The following is a 16,912-nucleotide window of genomic DNA, read 5'->3' as shown; positions in this document are numbered from 1 at the left end:
TCAAGGAAGGTTTATTCTATGATCTTTGGAATTAATTCATAATCATGGCTACACTATTCACTAATCTTTTCTCAACAATATAATTATATGGAAGGTTCATATTCACAGGCTGGATTTTATTATCAGAATAATATTGCTGCACTCAAAATTATTGAATGCTTATTTTTTGACTCTGGTATAAGAGAAATCAGGCTTGAAAATTACGAGAAAGGAAATCACATAGATGATATAATAATCTACAGAAAAGACAAGATAGATTATTTTCAGGTAAAATGGTCGGAGGACGAAGATAAATCGTATACACTATACAGTCTGATTAGTAGTCAAGAGAGCACTGATCCCGCCAAAAAACAAAAGAAGTCTATTTTTAAACAGTTAGCTGAAGGCTACTTGGGGGCTAAAAAAAATAGCAAGAATTTTTCGATCACCCTATTTACAAATAAAAAAGAAAGCAGTCAAAAACGCCCTAGTGAAGGTGTGCATCATAATCTTTCGGAAATCCGAACTAATATCTTCGATCCTTTAAAAAATAGTGAAATCAGGTACGATTCCTTGGCAAATTTTGAAGAATATAAAATAACTATTGAAAAAATCAGGTTGGAATGCGGATTGGACGAAAATTCTTTTAATAAATTTATAAAGAGTTTAGAGTTTAAATTTAATCAGGAATCTATCGAGCAGGTTCAAAATGCAATTAAGTTTAAACTAGATAACCTAGGTATAGAACTACATTTGTTTGAAAAAGTTCTTAATGCTGCAGTAAAGTGGAGTATTTCAGGAGAAAGCATTACCAAAGATTTAATTTTAAAGGAACTTGGAATAACAGACCGCTTTGAGGATAAATTATCTCACTACTTCAAAGTGATAGATGACGAATACTATGTACCAAATCAATCTTTATTTTTAAAACTCGAAAAAGCACTTACTGGATTAGCAGGTGGATATATTTTCATTGAAGGCCTTCCCGGTATCGGCAAATCAACGGCCCTAACAAAATTTAAGGAACAAAGCGAAGATATTACACTGGCTTACTACTGCTTTATACCGGATACAAAAAATGATTTCGGAGAACTAAGACATCAATCCTATTATTTCCTGAAATCCTTGTGTATAGCTATCGAGAAGAATTTTGGAGAAGTTGATTTTCCAAATATGTATTCTGAGAGATATGAAGAAAAACTTATATCTCATATAGATAAATTAAGCAAGTTAAAAAGGAAGATAATATTTATCATCGATGGTCTTGACCATGTACATCGAGATACTACAATTGGTGAAAGATCTTTACTTAATTATATCAAAGGCAATTTGCCAGATAACATTTACTTTATATTAAGCTCTCAATATGACGAAGTTTTGTCTGATTCCGTTAAACTTCAAATAGACGCTGACGAAAGAAGACATATTAAAGTCCCTCCTTTCGTTCAGTCTGAAATCAAGCAGTATCTGGACAACAGAGCGATAATCGTCACTGATCTGCTTGATAAGGTTCAAAGAGTATCAGGTGGGATTCCAGTATATCTCCATTATATTTCAGAACTTCTTAGCAAAGTTGAGCAACGAAATTATGAGAGTACCTTAGATGAATTACCAGCACTGGTTAATGGCGCAATCAATTCTTACCACGAATACCTATTCCAGAAAATCGAAGGAAATATTTTCGCAAAATGGGTTCTTGCGGTACTTGCATATAGGAAGGAGAATACAAGTATTGATACAATAAAGGAAATCTTAAGATTAGCCGGCGAAAATAGAAGTATTATTGAAATTGAGGATGCCATTAATGGATATTCCCATCTTTTACGGCAAATCGACGGCAGGTCCTATTCTATTTTTCATAATAGTTTTCGTGAGTTTATCATAACAAAAACTGCCGATTTAAAGGAAACTTTTAATAAAGCACTGGTCTCGTTTTATGAGCAGAATCTTTTTGCTGATGAAGCTTATAGAAATTACTTTTCCCATCTTTATGAAATTGGAGAGTATAAAAAAATCATTTCTATTACAACTCTGGAATGGATAAAATCAGCATGGAGTAATTATAGATCACTCGAAGAAATTAAAAACAATCTTGACTTTGCTATCAGGGCAGCAATTGCAGAGACTTCTCTAAATGAATTCATTAGAATAGCATTTCTAAAAGATCAAGTTGATACATTGGAATGGAATCTTAGTGGCACAGAAATCAATTTTTCACGACTTTTTCTGAATGTCGGTGAAACTGCCAACAGTCTTCGACTTATTTGGGACGGTGATTTTGTACTGACAAACAAGGAGTATTTCTGTTTTTACCTGGGAGAGTATTACAAAAAAACAAATACTTTACTGCCGCATAATATAATCAGTCAAGGCCTTTCAAAGCCGCTGACTGAGCGTTATGTTAAAAACACGACCATTGAATTAAAAGCAAAAGTCCTGATCCTGGAAAACACAGTAGAACTCTTTGAAGATATTGATGGCATCACATGGGAGCAGACGGACAGACACAATAGAAATTATCTTAAAAAAGAACATTCAGACAAAAGGAACAAACAAATTAATTTGAAAATTAAATCTGATATTATCAGCTACCTTTCAGACTGCAAGCACTATAGTAAATTGTTTCAATTATTGCAAGCATATAAAAAAGACTTAAAATTACTGCCGAGAATTCAAATAGCATTAGTAAAGTTATTTCTTCCAGTACCCGCAGAAAAAAAATCAGCAGTCAAAATAATTAGAGAAATTGATTTTGCAAATATTCCTGACAAGTTCTACTTTAGATTCATATCCTACTGCTCCGATTTTTTAACTAATGAGGAAATCTTAGAATTTTTTTCGAGCAGAACAATAAGTGAACCTGAATTATTTGAAGAAGTTGTAGATAAAGACGGCATGAAATTTTCTTTACGCAAAGAGATAATAAGCCTTTATGACGATTTAAAACCGATTGTGATTTTCCAACCAGAACTAATTGAAAAACTGGCACTTAAAAACTCGTTCTTATTGAGCCCGGCTGAGGAGATTTATGATTCAATTTTTAATCTCTCTGAGGTGTGGAATTTGAGCAGGACTTCTGACATAGGAGAAGATGAAATTCTGGATAAGCTTAAAATGAGCATTGATTCTCTTTACATAAAACGGGTTAAGGAATTTAGCACCAGAGCTCACGGTTTATTTGATATGGATACTGACAGTTCATTCATTGCCGACAGCATGAAAAACATTTATAGTAAAATATTTAAGCTGTCACTGAAATTACTATCACAGGAAAAGCTTGAAGACCTGGTAAGTTATTGGATCACATGTGATAAAAGCGGAAATGGTTTCCCCCATTACTCTGCCGGATTGGTCATTGCTGATGAAATAAACAACAACAGTTCCAAAAAATTTCCAGACCTTACCTACAAGGTTATTAAACATGCTGAAGAGTCTGCAAGACAGGAGCATGATACCGGCTCCCTTACATCTTATCTGGGAGAAGTTGCTGAAGCATACGGTAAATGTGGATATAAAGATGATTTTAAAAGAATCTATAACCAGCTTGTGGAGATATCATTTGGTGTCGGACACAGAAAAGATTACAAGGCTTCAAATATTATTGAACCAATGGAATTACTCCATGCAAGCGACCCAAGTAATACATTAAAAAGACTTTCAGAAGTTCTTCATATACAAGACAGAATAAACGACGCAGGAAACGGACGCATGAGACATATTGTCCTGTCTAATTTGATACGTTTCACAGCCGGTAGTTATCCTGAGCTTGCTTTCAAATTACTTGAATTAGAGGAAACTAATATTGGAAGGGACGAAGCATTAGACATAGTACTAAGCCCCTTGATAAATAACAGCTCAAACGAAGATCTTGAGTTTCACCTTGCAATTATTAAAACCTTATCCCGATGGAGGAACGGAGGAGCCAGTGAAGGCCATTTCATTGATCTGGCAAAGAAATTGTTTTTAAGAGCTATTCATTACAATAATAATGACGTCGTTGAGAAAATCCTTAAGATTGTCAAATTTAATACCACAGTAGAGATAGAAGATGAAAAGGAACTTAGCAAATTTTCTGAAATACTGAAGAAAAATGGAATTGATTACCATATTTACGGTCTGCCTGATCCCTTAATAACCACTAGTGACATACCAGACGATCAGGTTAATAGAAGAAAGAACTCTCAAAAAGTAAAATTCAAAATCAGTGAAATTGAATTACCATTTGAAGAGATAATTGAATTGTTTGAAGATAATTACGACGAATTTGAAAAGTATGTGCAAAACCAGTTTATGGTTCAAACACAAAATGATCGTAACCAATCTCTTAAAACAGAGTATGGTTCTGCAAAAAAGATATTTGAAAATTTTCACAAGATTACATCTTTAGAAAATAAAGATGCTTTAAAAGCAAATCAATTTAAAATCAGACGGCAGTATGCAATTTTAAAAAATGAAATAGCCTCATCTGATTCTGAGAGCTTAAACTTTAAAGAGCTAAAAAAGCAATTTGATAAGCTTATACTATTTATTGATTCTATTATTTCCGAGAATGAATTCGCCTCTTTTGTAAATGAAAAAATGGACTTTGTAAAATGGCTGGATAATATGCTGTCCAATTTCAACCGTCAAAGAGATTTTTTATCGTATTTTATATTTTCGGATGAGGAATTGAACGCTCTGGTAGACCAATGTTCAATAATGAGCATTGAAAACTTAATTCAGTTTATAGAAAGATGGACAAGAAGGACCAGTAGATCCAAAGCCCTGCTGAAAATTGCAAACAGGCTTATTGGCATAAACCCAAATCGAGCAAAGGAAATCGCATTATTGGCATCAGAATTAGAATTTGATAGTCAGTTGTTTCAGCGAAATGATGATCCTGAAAAATTGGACTTTGACATTATTGAAATGATACTCAAAGTTGATGAAGACTTTGGAAAGAAGTTTCTTTTGAACAGTTACTATAATCAAAAAGGAAAGTACAGGGGTGATCTTACCGGTTCGATTGACAGGCTTTTAAATTACCAGACTTATTTTAAAGATGAATCAGTTAAGTCTTATTTTGCAGCGAATCTACAATTCAATAGAGAGCTTGCACAGGGACTTCCTGAAAAGGAAAATAATTATACTTTCATAGCAGAGCATTCTGAAAACCTGATGTTCTCCAAAATTGTGTTAAAACATCTCATTTGGCTTTTTAATTACCCTGCGATAAAAATAAGAGAAACTGCTATACAGTCTGTTTTTGACCTGATTGAAGATAAACCGGACTATCTAAAAACATTTATACATTTTACTATCGAGAATGGAAGTGAGAATGAAATTGAATATGCTATTGTAGTTCTGCAGGCTGTAGCCTTGAAAAATCCAGAAATGCTAATCCAATTTAAAAATGAACTGATTACTGTATTTCTTAAGGAGCATTTCAATATCTTGGAAACCGCACGCGAGCTGTTTTTAACATTAAATCAATCCGACACTTCATTTCTGACACCAGATGAATTAATAGCACTCAAAGCTGTAAATACAGCTGATTCTTCAATCGTAGCTGACAATGAATCATCTTATAAGGCTAAAATTAAAACTTTTAAATATTCTCTATTTCAGCAAAACTTAATCAATGAAATAAATGAGAACGACACAGACAAGTCAATATTGAAAGCATTACATTCAGATTTAGCTACTAAAGGCTGGGTGGATCACGATGCCGAAAAAGAAAGTGATGTCCATCATAAATACAATATTAATACTAACTACGATGCAATAGAAATTCAATCATCTTACTATGATGAAGTTAAAGCTAGTCTTAATAAAATTTTCTACTTGAAAATTAAAAAAAATAAATTTGATATAGGCTTTGCAAAAAAAGTCAAAAATAAATTTCGAGTTTATGATCCATCGAAATTATTATTTTCTATCATAACAAGACCTGACTATATTAGTTGGGTGCCTGAGAAAATATCGAAAAAAGATTTTGTGCTTTTTAATGATTTTGATTCAATGATTCAAAACTTTATAACCCGTGAAGATGATTTTATTACTTTAGCAGAATACGGAAGCCAGCGCGTCGACAGGCACTCTGAGCTTCATGGTACTTGTTATTTTGAGGTTAGGGCATTCCTTAAGGCAAAAGATTGTATTTTAACTAAATCAGAAAATACGTACTTTACAGAAACGGAGAATGAATATGGCTACTCATTGCCTATAACTGATAGTGATCACTCTTCATTTAATAAAAAAGAGTTCAGACCATTAGTCCAAATTTCTTATAATAATTTCAGAGGAGAAAATGATTTGGTAAATGCAAGTTTAAATCCAGATGCATTTTCTAATCTTGGCATTGAGGAAAAAAAACTATTAGATGTATTTACTGGCGTAGAAGGGTTTCCTTTGAAGGCATTCCGATGGAGTAACTCAAAGAAGTCAACAACTGACAGAAGAAGATACAAACCTAAATCAGAAGGATTCACACTTAGGATCAGCAAAGATTTATTAACCGATTATCTGAAAAAGAATAATTTGACTTTATGCTATAACATAGAATTAAGACGATCAGCAGATGAATTTATACCTGAAGATTATATGCATTGGTGCTATTTAGACAGAAATGTAGAAATTTAACTACGATAAGCTTTACTATCTTACACAGTCGACACTCCATAAATTTATTTATTAAAACTTGCCGTAAACAGCCGCCGCTTCAGGACTAAGCAACTGCGGTAAAAATTCTAAAAACCGAAAGTCACTAGAAACAACGACAATAATATTCATAATCACATTGCTAAAGAATTGGTGGAGATGGCGCTGTATGACCTTCAGGTAAGGGAAGAACTTCTAAAAGAGGGGAGGCTTTCTCCGGATTATTATCCTGAGATGAAACATGTGCATAAAAAGAATGCGGAGCGGCTTGATGAAATTATCAATTCTATCGGATACCCTACAAAATCAATTGCCGGCGAAGAAGCCAGCCAGGGGCATTGCTTATGGTACAGCACGCAATCAGCATGCCTGTTTTTATGAAAAAATGCTTTGCTCTAATATCGGAAGCCGGCGATGAAATAAGCTCTCAAAATTTAGCCTATCTGCATGATAGAATCTGCTATTTTGAAGGCAAGCCACAGAGGTATGGAACGCAGTTTGACAGTAGAGGCATGTATCCTGTGGAAGACGAGGAATTAATGATCCGTCTGCGCAGATAGCTACCGGCTTAGTGAACACGACGAAGATTACATTGCTGAAATCAAATCAATTGGCGCTAACATGGATTTACATCCGTCTGACAAAGAATTCATTCAATGGAGGAAGCAGGCTGAATGGATTTAAGTTCAGCATAATCCGCCCATGACTTTTTTATTACATTGGTGCAGACTGCTCTGATTAGTGCAGACGGATATCTCCATTACCTATTGCTGATCTCTAATCATTTAAACAATTGCAGTTTCCGAATAAACACGTTCCACAATTTTAATTTTATGCAGTTCATTGCCCGGCGATGAATTCATATGCTTTTGCACGTCCTCGTAAGCTTCTGAGTACGTTTGTCTCCATGTTCCGTTCCAATGTGAATTTTTAGAGTAGCATACAGCTCTGTAATCTCTTTTTAATTCAGTAATTTTTTCTTTAAATTCTTCAAATTTCATGACTTATAAAGTTTTAAATGTTATTGGGAAATTTAATTTTAAACCTAAAGAAGATCTATCGCTGAATTGATCATCTTCATTTTCGGATTTTTTGAAAATATCTTTCATGTTGTAATATAATTCAACGTTAATCACATTCTGGTCTTTTTCACTGTTCTTAAACCCTAAAAGAAATCCCACGATATTATCAAACTTTAATTTTTCTTCGAAGTTTGTCTTAACGCTGGGCTCAATATGGAATGCAAAGGCCTGATTTAGGGTTGGAAACCAGTATAGATTTGCATTTGCCTTCAGCTGAGAAAGATTTCTTTTGTATTCTCCAAGATAAACCGTTTTTGTCTCGCTTAGGCTTCGGGAGTTAGGGGATGCAGAGATATCCTGCTTATCGTTCAGTGTTTTCTTGGTCAAGTCATCAAAATTATCATTTAACAGATAAGAAGCCCCCACTGCAAAATAATATGTACTGCGCGAGTTATCTTTTAAGTTGTATATATTATAGGAAAGGCCAAATTCAAGCTGATTAAAAATAATTTTATTGATTTGATCTGGATAAGCTGCAGCCTCATTAAATGAATTAAATGCCTGGTTATTTAATCTGCCGTAAAAAGATAGCCAGTTTATATTGTACGACAGCAGGCCGAGCTTTTCGAGTCTGGCTGTATTAAATTTTTCCAGGTGGTCATCGAGATTTTTGCTCTGTCTGCCTATTTCAGCACTATCAAGTCCTTTTGCTTTGTTTTTTAAAATGTCGATATCAATATTTAATAATTTGGTCTGTATGTCAATACTATCTTTTTTAATATCCCTGCGCATAGGGTTATCAATCAGCTTTACGTCTATTTTTCCAAGCTTACTCAGCTTTTCTTCTTTCTGCTTAATTTCCAATTCGATTTTTTGCTTTGCGAAAAATATTTCGTCCTTCGTTTTTTTTATTACAATTTTAAGACTGTCTACAGAATACTCGTAATTCATTCTCTTAGTTGCATCACTTTGAATTTCCTTTTCAAGATTTTTATACAATCCGAGATTAAATTGAACATTAAGGGTGATATTTGAATTCACATCCTCACCGTTAACAAGTGGCACAAGTCCTTCGGTCACGCCTCCTTTTAAATTAATATTTAAGCTGGACTCATCCTTGATCTTAATATTTCCAGCCAGACTTGCAATTTCATCCTTGGTGCTGAATGTTGCGTAGGTTCCAAAGTTGGTATTTTGCCCAGTGAGGATTTTAGTAAATTCCCGATCTAACAATCTTTTGTAAAAATCAGGATCAACAGGTTTATCCTGTGCCTGGCAAATGTTTGACAACAGTATAAAGAGCGTAAACAGAGTAATTTTTTTCATGATCAGTTATTAAGAATTACTTTGTAAAAGTAGCATAAATAAAATAATGCATAATAAGTATAAATACTTGTTTTTTAGTATTTTACAATTTTTAATTTCTTTTTCATCCAAATTATTATTGACAGGAAAAAAATTAAATTGTATCGTAGTAGCAAGTGAAGTTTATTTGGGGCTTCTGTTGTATTTTAATATCAAGTTTAATATATTTATAATAATAAAAGTACATTGACTGACTGCTATTAAATTGATCAAGGATACAAAGGGCTACAAGGTAATTTATTTTAGATGAGACCTATTCGGTTACCCCTTTTGGAAAGAGTACTTGGAAACACCAGTAAAATCAACGAATTAAGGAATAGGCGGTTAATCCTGCCACACCGACAAAAAGCCGAACAGCAATGTCCTGCTTTTTTGTCTTATCCTGAAATCACCTTTTTTCAGTTTACCTGAAGTACTATATTCATCAAGTGTTTCTGCACCAATGTGTTTCAATTAATCCTTTTTGTCCTCTTGTTGGCTGGTGACCATTTCGTTGTGGCTGGACAGATGGTAAAACTTTTCATATGATACAATTGACAAAAACTTGCTTTTGAAAAAAAACAGCTTCACTTGTATTCACTTCGATCAATTCTATATTGGGATCTACATTTTGTCCGTTTTTGAGAAAATCTGCAATAAAATGATGTGCCTTCAACTTTAAAGCACCAAAAAAGCCACCTCAAAGCAAAAGTAGAGAATTCATTTTTCTTTTTTAACTAGTATTAAAAAATGTTATTTAAATGAAATTTTATTAATTGTTTCTCTTTTTTTCTCGTCGATGATTTTTGTATATATCTGCGTTGTCTTTATGTTTTTGTGACCTAACATTTTCGATACCGTAAAAATGTCGGTACCTGCCGCCATTTGCAATGTTGCATATGTATGACGAAAGCAGTGAAACGTAATATGTTTTTCAATTGATGCGTCTTTAACCCAAATAGGCAGTAAACGGTCTACATCCCATTTTTTTAAATTATAAAAAACTCTCTTACTTTGTGCCTCTTTTTCACCTAGGAGCTCGAACGCTTCTTGAGAAATAGGAAGGGTTACCGGTCTATCAGTTTTTTGTTGCTTAAATCTTATGTAATATCCTTCACTTTTACTATACTGCACTTCTTCCCATGTAAGTTTTGATATATCGGAATAGCGCATGCCTGTGAGCAGAGAAAAAAGACTGACACGTTTGACAATTTCCTTTTTACAAGGGGTTTTAAATAGCCTTACAGCTTCTTCCATGGTTAGAAAATTCCTTTGAGACTCTTGTTCCTTTATGCTTTCAATTGCAGAATTGACATCGGTCTGCAGCAATCCTTTTTTGTATGCTTTTCGAAGAGTAGCTTTGATCTTATTGAAATAAGTTAAAGCTGTATTCTGAGCTAAAAACTTACCCTTTTTCCTGATACATTTTGCCTTTAAGAGATACTCCCTAAAATCTTCTATAACAGTCACATCGATATCCTGTATCAGTATATCCTCATTCTTAAGAAAATTTTCAAAGTGGATAATGGCATAAGTCCAAATATCACCGTTATTACCCGTTTTTTGCTCAGCAACAAGCTTGATATACTGCAGAAATGATTTTTCGCCAATCTCTTTAAGACGAAGTTGCTCCATCTCAAAAGGATTGTAGATCTGCGGCTTATTTACTTCATTAAACCTATTTGCACAGATAATTTCAGCTTTATATAGATTCTCGGAATTCAAAGCTTTTTCAATAGCACTTTTTGGTTTTGGAACCAAAAATAAACTTAAATACTCCCTGCGGGAAAATTTACGGGCTTTAGTGTTATATATCGGTGGAAAAAAATCAAGATATAATGTTATCCTACCACTTGGAAGGGTTCTTTTTCTTAGCGTAACGTTTATATTTTTCATCTCTCCCAAGCATTAAAAATTATATCAATATCCTGTTTGGCTACACAGGTGAATTTTCCAACGGAATATTTTACTATACCCTGCCGTTGAATCAATAGATAGAGCGCTCCTGAAGAAATATTATACTTCTGTTGAATTTCCGTTATAGTATAGCAATTGTCAAAACCAGGAAATTGCTGTCCAGTTTTCAAGGTTACATCCTGTATCGGAATTGCAAAAAAAGCTTCAAGATCGCATCTGCGGATAACAGTTCGTTTGCCAAACTTTGCAATGTCCAGCTGTCCATTGTTAACTAACCTGTAAAGCGTACTTCTGCTGATTCCAAAAAGAAGGGTTGCCTGAGTAATTTTTAAAAACTCAAGTGGCTTTATTTTTTCTAAATCTGTGTTTAAAAGCTGAACGATCTCGTTATTGCTTTTTTCTACTTTTCCTTTGCGCACCATTGATTTATAACCACGGCTGTTGCAAATGTGCGAACAATACCGTGTACGCGTTGTTCTGGCTGTGAACTGTTTTTTGCAGTGCTCACAAATTCTGATAACCTCAATGTTAGAACTCATAATGTGACTAATTTTGTGTCCCATTGTGTCTATGTGTCTCTCTGTGTGTCATAATTTCGCCAAAGAAAAATCCAATAAGGAAAATTATTTTCGTGGTACAATAATGGTACAAAAAGGAACAAACTATCTGCAAATAAAGCTAAATAAACAGAAAGAAGAATCCCAGTTAAAATGCCTTTTTATGACATTTTAACTGGGATTCTTTGTTTTATTTTGTGATGTTTTGTGAAACCTATTTTCCGATACAGAAATTAGCAAATATATTTCCTAACAATTCGTCATTAGTAACCTGTCCCGTAATCATTCCAAATTGATACAAAGCTTCCTTAATATCTAATGACATCAAATCGGAGGACAAGTTCGTTTCAAGGCCAAATTTTACTTTTTGTATTTCATCCAAAGCTTTTAGTAAAGAATCGTAATGTCTTGTATTGGTTACGATTGTTTCATTATTCCGTAATGCTCCAGTATTGACAAACGAAAGTAATTGATGCTTTAACTCCTCAACGCCTAGTTTTTCTTTGGCTGAAATTAATAAGATTTCTGGAATTTCAGCTTTGAGATTTACAGTTTCATTTTCTTTCAGTTTGTCGGCTTTGTTACCAATGATTACAAGCGGTTTCAACGGAAACTGGTTTTTGATTTTTTCCAGTTCTACTTTTAACTTTAAACCTGAAACTTTAAACTCGGAACTGTCAAATAGAAAAACGACAACCTGCGCTTGTTCAATTTTTTCAAAAGTTTTTCGAATCCCGATGCTTTCCACCACATCTTCCGTTTCGCGGATTCCAGCTGTATCTATGAACCTAAAACCGATTCCTCCAATCACTAATTCATCTTCAATGGTATCGCGCGTAGTTCCCGCAATTTCCGAAACGATGGCACGCTCTTCATTCAATAAAGCATTCAAAAGTGTCGATTTCCCTACATTGGGTTCACCCACAATAGCTACAGGAATTCCGTTTTTAATCACATTTCCTACTGCAAACGAATCGATTAATCGTTTTAGGACAAATTCAATTCGGTTTAATAATTCGTGAAATTGGCTTCGGTCAGCAAATTCTACATCTTCTTCGGCAAAGTCTAATTCTAGTTCGATTAGTGAAGCAAAATTCAATAATTCTTCTCTTAATTTTGCTATTTCATTAGAGAAACCACCACGCATTTGTTGCATTGCAATTTGGTGTGAAGCTTCATTATCGGATGAAATTAAATCGGCAACCGCTTCTGCTTGGGACAAATCCAGTTTTCCATTTAAAAATGCTCTTAACGTAAATTCACCAGCATCAGCCATTCGACAGCCTTTTCGAAGCAATAATTGAATAATTTGCTGTTGTATATAAGTAGAACCGTGACACGAAATTTCAATCGTGTTTTCGCCTGTATAGGAATTTGGTCCTTTGAAAATGGACACCAGAACTTCATCCAAAGTTTTGGAATCATCCATAATATGTCCCAAATGTAAGGTATGCGTTTTTTGGGTTGTTAATTCTTTGTTTTTGATGGATTTAAAAACAGAATTTCCAATAGTAATGGCATCTTGGCCGGAAATCCGAATTACGGCTATAGCTCCAGCTCCCGAAGGAGTTGCCAATGCCACTATGGAATCTTGAGGTATCATATTTAAATTCAATTTAATGCAAAAGTAAGCAAAATAGACATGGCTTTAAGACTCGATTATTAAACCATTAACTTTATTTTTTGTTAAAAATTAGCCAAACTGATAATTATCATTCTATTTTGTTTTTTGTTTTGTAAATTTATATAAATAATTGATTTGCAATAATTTAACTGTATTATGAAAAAAATTCTATTTCCTACAGACTTTTCAGAAGTTTCCAAAAACGCGTTTATTTACGCATTGAAATTGGCAGAATCGATTAATGCTGAAATAGTTACAATGCATGTTTACCAATTGCCTCAAGCCAATTATGTTAATGTTTCTGAGTATTTACATGAAATTTATGATGTAACGGAACTTAGTAATTTTGAGAATTATAAAGATGAAGTTCCTGTTTTAAGAAAAATTGCGGAAGCAAACAATTTAACTCATATCAAAATAAGTCATGTTTTGATTTTGGGAAATTTGGTTCCAGAAATAAAAAAAATAACTGACAATGAAAATTTCGATTTCGTAGTTATGGGAACTAAAGGCGCCACTGGTCTTAAAGAAACTTTTTTCGGCACGATAGCCACAAAAGTTATGAATGATGTCAAAGCATTAGTTTTGGCAATACCGGAGCACTGTAAATACCATCCTATTGAAAAAATACTGTTCATTACACAATACAAACCGGAGGATACAGGGTCTTTTGTAAGAGTTCTGTCTTTGTCCAAAATATTTAAAGCACATATTGATTGCCTTCGTGTAGCGTCTCCGCATCATGAAGTTAAAGACGACACTAGAGAAGATTGGAAGGTATTAGTAGAAAATAATGAAGTTACATTTCACTCTATCAAAGGAGAAGATGTGGAAGGAATTATTTTAAATTTTATCGATTTGCATAAAATTAATTTGATAGCAATGCATGTGTATCACAGAAATTTCTTTGAGAAACTTTTCGAAATTAGTCTTTCAAAAAAATTAGCATTTCACATCAATGTACCGATTCTTGCCATTCATGAATAAAATTAATTTCGATTTGAATACTCGAAAAATTCTCAACATTTAGTAGTAAATGAATCCTTTAAAAGCATAATACAAATGAAAAAAATTCTATTTCCAACCGACTTTTCTACAGTAGCGACAAATGCTTTTGTACATGCTTTAGAATTTGCAAAAATAGTTCATGGAGAACTTGTTTTATTGCACACTTTTGAACTGCCAATTTATGACAATCAGTTTTTTCCTGAAAATTACGCGGTCATTTATGATTCATTAGAGTTAGCACAATTTGATATGTTTAAAGAGGAAATCCCAAAATTGCGTGCTATAGCCGAAGAGCGTCATTTGGATAAAATAAAGATGTCTCATAGACTCATGGATGGGGATTTGCTCCATAATATTAAAAAATGTATCAAAGAAGATAAAATAGATTTTGTAATCATGGGAACTTCCGGAGCCACGGGATGGGATGCTTTTTTTATGGGTACCAATACAGGTTCTGTAATTTCTGGAATAGATGTTCCTATGTTGTGTGTTCCAATAGAAGCCAAATTCAAGAAAATTGAAGTTATTGGATTCACGACTCGTTTTAGAACTAAAGATAAAAAAGCCTTGAAATTGGTGTTGGATATCGCCAAAAAAACGAAAGCAAAAGTAAAATGCTTGTATGTAAAAACCAGTGATTCTGATGTCTCTAAAGATACAGTTGCTAAATGGGAAGAAGAATTTATTAATGAACCCATTGAATTTTTTGTCATCAACAGCGACGAAGTCAAAGAAACTATTCTGGATTTTATAATGTATAAAGAAGTTGATGTCCTGACAATGCTTACGTATAAAAGAGGTTTTTTTGAAGGGATTTTCAAACCTAGTTTAACAAAAAAAATAGCTACAAATTTTGATATTCCAATTCTAGCCATTCACATTGATTGATTCCGTGTTAATTCAATTGAAATCTTGAATTCTATGTAGTTTGGCATCGCCATTGCCTTTTAATTTAGACCTCAAAGTAATCTATTTCGTTATATTTGCAATTCATCAAATTGAATTATGGAAATATACAAAGCAAAAAAGATTCGCTTTTCAACTGCATTAACTGCAATCAATAAAAAGTACAATAGTATAAGTATTTTAAGACTTTTTACTATTGTACTTTTTTTGGTTTCTATTTATTATTATATCAAAAATAGCGAAGTTATTCTTATAGCTGCCGCCATTTTTCTTTTTGGAATATTCGTTGTATTGATGCGCATTCATTCTAAATTAGTTTTCGAAAAGCAAGTTAATCAAGCCTTATTGGACATTAATGAAAATGAAATTTCCTATTTGGAAAGAAATAAAATTCCTTTCGAAAATGGACAGGAATTTAATGATTTTCATCATCCGTATGCATATGATTTAGATATTTTTGGCGAACATTCCTTGTTCCAAAACTTGAATAGAACCGCTACTTTTATTGGAAAAAAAACATTCGCAAACCAATTGTTAACACTTCTGCCAAATGATGAAATTACCAGAAATCATCAAGCGGTAAAAGAATTATCTGAAAAATTAGATTGGCGTCAGGAATTTTTGGCTTTCGCCAAAGTAAGCAACGACAATCAATCAAATTATGAGACGCTACTTAAGTGGAGTACATTCAATAGTAAGCCTTTATCTAAAATAAGTATTTTTATTTCTTATTTTTCACCGCTTCTTTTTCTGGGAGTTCTGATTGCTTATTTAGTGACTTCTAATACCTTTTTTGCTTCTGTTTTGTCGTATTTTTTTGTTATTAATTTAATGATTTTAGGACGTTTTATTAAGCGAATCCAGGCTGAAGTAGCAAATTCTACCAATATTGATAAAACCATTCATCAATATAGTTTGCTGTTGCAAAAAATTGAAAACGAATCTTTTCAATCACAAAAATTAATCGATTTGCAACAAAAACTAATGTTCAAAAAAGAAAATGCCAGCGTTCATTTTAAACAATTAGCAGGCTTGTTTTCGAATATGGACAGCATCAGTAATTTCGTAACGGCTACCGTTTTCAATGGGACTTTTCTGTTTAATTTACACGTTTTAAAATCATTAATTCAATGGAAAAATGATCACGCTGAAGCGTTAGAAAATTGGCTGGAAGTTATTGGTGAATTCGAAATGTTGAACAGCTTGGCTAATTTTTCGTATAACAATCCCGAGTTTGTATATCCAACGTTGAACACCAATTTTGAAATTGATTTCACGGATCTAAGTCATCCTTTATTGAATGAAAAAACCAGAATAGGAAATGATGTGCGTTTTCATCCCGAATCATTTATGATTTTAACGGGTTCTAATATGTCCGGTAAAAGTACTTTTCTAAGAAGTTTAGGAATCAACATGGTTTTATCAGGATTGGGTTCGGCGGTTTGTGCTAGTCACGCTAATGTGCATCCGTTACCTGTTTTAGTTTCCATGCGATTGTCGGATTCGTTGTCTGATAGCGAATCGTATTTTTTTGCCGAAATAAAGCGCTTAAAGCAAATCATGGACGAACTGGAAAATAGACCCGCATTTGTTTTATTGGACGAAATATTGCGCGGAACAAATTCAGATGACAAACGCAATGGAACAATAGAAGTGGTCAAAAAAGTTATTGGAAAAAAAGCTGTTGGAGCTATTGCAACGCACGATATTGAAGTTTGCTTAACCACAAATGAGTATCCAAATATATTAACCAATAAATGTTTTGAAGTAGAAATTATCAATAATGAACTTCATTTTGATTATAAACTTCGAAATGGAATTTGTAAAAATAGAAGCGCTACATTCTTAATGAAAAAAATGGGAGTGATTTAATTAGCATTCAGTGTTCAGTTTGTCTTTGCGAGGAACGAAGCAAA

Annotated in this window: 10 protein-coding genes; 5 read left to right on the top strand and 5 right to left on the bottom strand. The window is 33.4% G+C overall.

The window, feature by feature from the left end:
• Positions 1-87: 87 nt before the first annotated feature.
• Both IWX80_RS11965 and IWX80_RS11960 read left to right on the top strand, forming a co-directional pair.
• The gene (locus tag IWX80_RS11965) at positions 88-6,600 is read left to right on the top strand and encodes an NACHT domain-containing protein (protein WP_196853640.1); all 6,513 of its coding nucleotides are present in this window, start codon (positions 88-90) and stop codon (positions 6,598-6,600) included.
• Positions 6,601-6,777: 177 nt separating this feature from the next.
• Positions 6,778-6,999: a hypothetical protein gene (locus tag IWX80_RS11960; RefSeq protein WP_196853639.1), complete on the top strand. Its 222-nt coding sequence runs from the start codon at positions 6,778-6,780 to the stop codon at positions 6,997-6,999.
• 404 nt (positions 7,000-7,403) lie between these two features.
• Here the strand turns inward: IWX80_RS11960 and IWX80_RS11955 are convergent, their stop codons facing one another.
• The 5 genes from IWX80_RS11955 to mnmE all read right to left on the bottom strand — a co-directional run bounded on the left by IWX80_RS11955 (position 7,404) and on the right by mnmE (position 13,061).
• The gene (locus IWX80_RS11955; RefSeq protein WP_196853638.1) at positions 7,404-7,619 is read right to left on the bottom strand and encodes a hypothetical protein; all 216 of its coding nucleotides are present in this window, start codon (positions 7,617-7,619) and stop codon (positions 7,404-7,406) included.
• A gap of 3 nt (positions 7,620-7,622) precedes the next feature.
• A complete protein-coding gene (locus tag IWX80_RS11950; RefSeq protein ID WP_196853637.1) occupies positions 7,623-8,966 on the bottom strand; it encodes a hypothetical protein in 1,344 nt (447 codons plus the stop codon).
• Positions 8,967-9,737: 771 nt separating this feature from the next.
• The gene (locus IWX80_RS11945; protein WP_196853636.1) at positions 9,738-10,880 is read right to left on the bottom strand and encodes a tyrosine-type recombinase/integrase; all 1,143 of its coding nucleotides are present in this window, start codon (positions 10,878-10,880) and stop codon (positions 9,738-9,740) included.
• Positions 10,877-11,440 carry a helix-turn-helix domain-containing protein gene (locus tag IWX80_RS11940; protein WP_334682349.1) on the bottom strand — a complete coding sequence of 188 codons (564 nt, stop codon included), beginning with the start codon at positions 11,438-11,440 and terminating at the stop codon, positions 10,877-10,879. The genes IWX80_RS11945 and IWX80_RS11940 overlap by 4 nt, the downstream gene beginning before the upstream one ends.
• A 232-nt stretch (positions 11,441-11,672) precedes the next feature.
• Positions 11,673-13,061: a tRNA uridine-5-carboxymethylaminomethyl(34) synthesis GTPase MnmE gene (mnmE, locus tag IWX80_RS11935; protein WP_196853634.1), complete on the bottom strand. Its 1,389-nt coding sequence runs from the start codon at positions 13,059-13,061 to the stop codon at positions 11,673-11,675.
• Positions 13,062-13,238: 177 nt separating this feature from the next.
• Here mnmE and IWX80_RS11930 point away from each other — a divergent pair, with 177 nt between their 5' ends.
• The 3 genes from IWX80_RS11930 to IWX80_RS11920 all read left to right on the top strand — a co-directional run bounded on the left by IWX80_RS11930 (position 13,239) and on the right by IWX80_RS11920 (position 16,868).
• A complete protein-coding gene (locus IWX80_RS11930) occupies positions 13,239-14,069 on the top strand; it encodes a universal stress protein (RefSeq protein WP_196853633.1) in 831 nt (276 codons plus the stop codon).
• A gap of 75 nt (positions 14,070-14,144) precedes the next feature.
• Entirely contained in the window at positions 14,145-14,978 is an 834-nt protein-coding gene (locus IWX80_RS11925; RefSeq protein ID WP_196853632.1) for a universal stress protein, read from the top strand.
• Between the two features lie 117 nt (positions 14,979-15,095).
• Entirely contained in the window at positions 15,096-16,868 is a 1,773-nt protein-coding gene (locus IWX80_RS11920; RefSeq protein ID WP_196853631.1) for a MutS-related protein, read from the top strand.
• Positions 16,869-16,912 lie beyond the last annotated feature (44 nt).

This window comes from Flavobacterium sp. CAN_S2 (assembly GCF_015752255.1).
Classification (GTDB): Bacteria; Bacteroidota; Bacteroidia; order Flavobacteriales; family Flavobacteriaceae; genus Flavobacterium.
The sequence above is the reverse complement of the archived record's forward strand: the minus strand, read 5'-3'. Positions and strand labels throughout refer to the sequence as shown.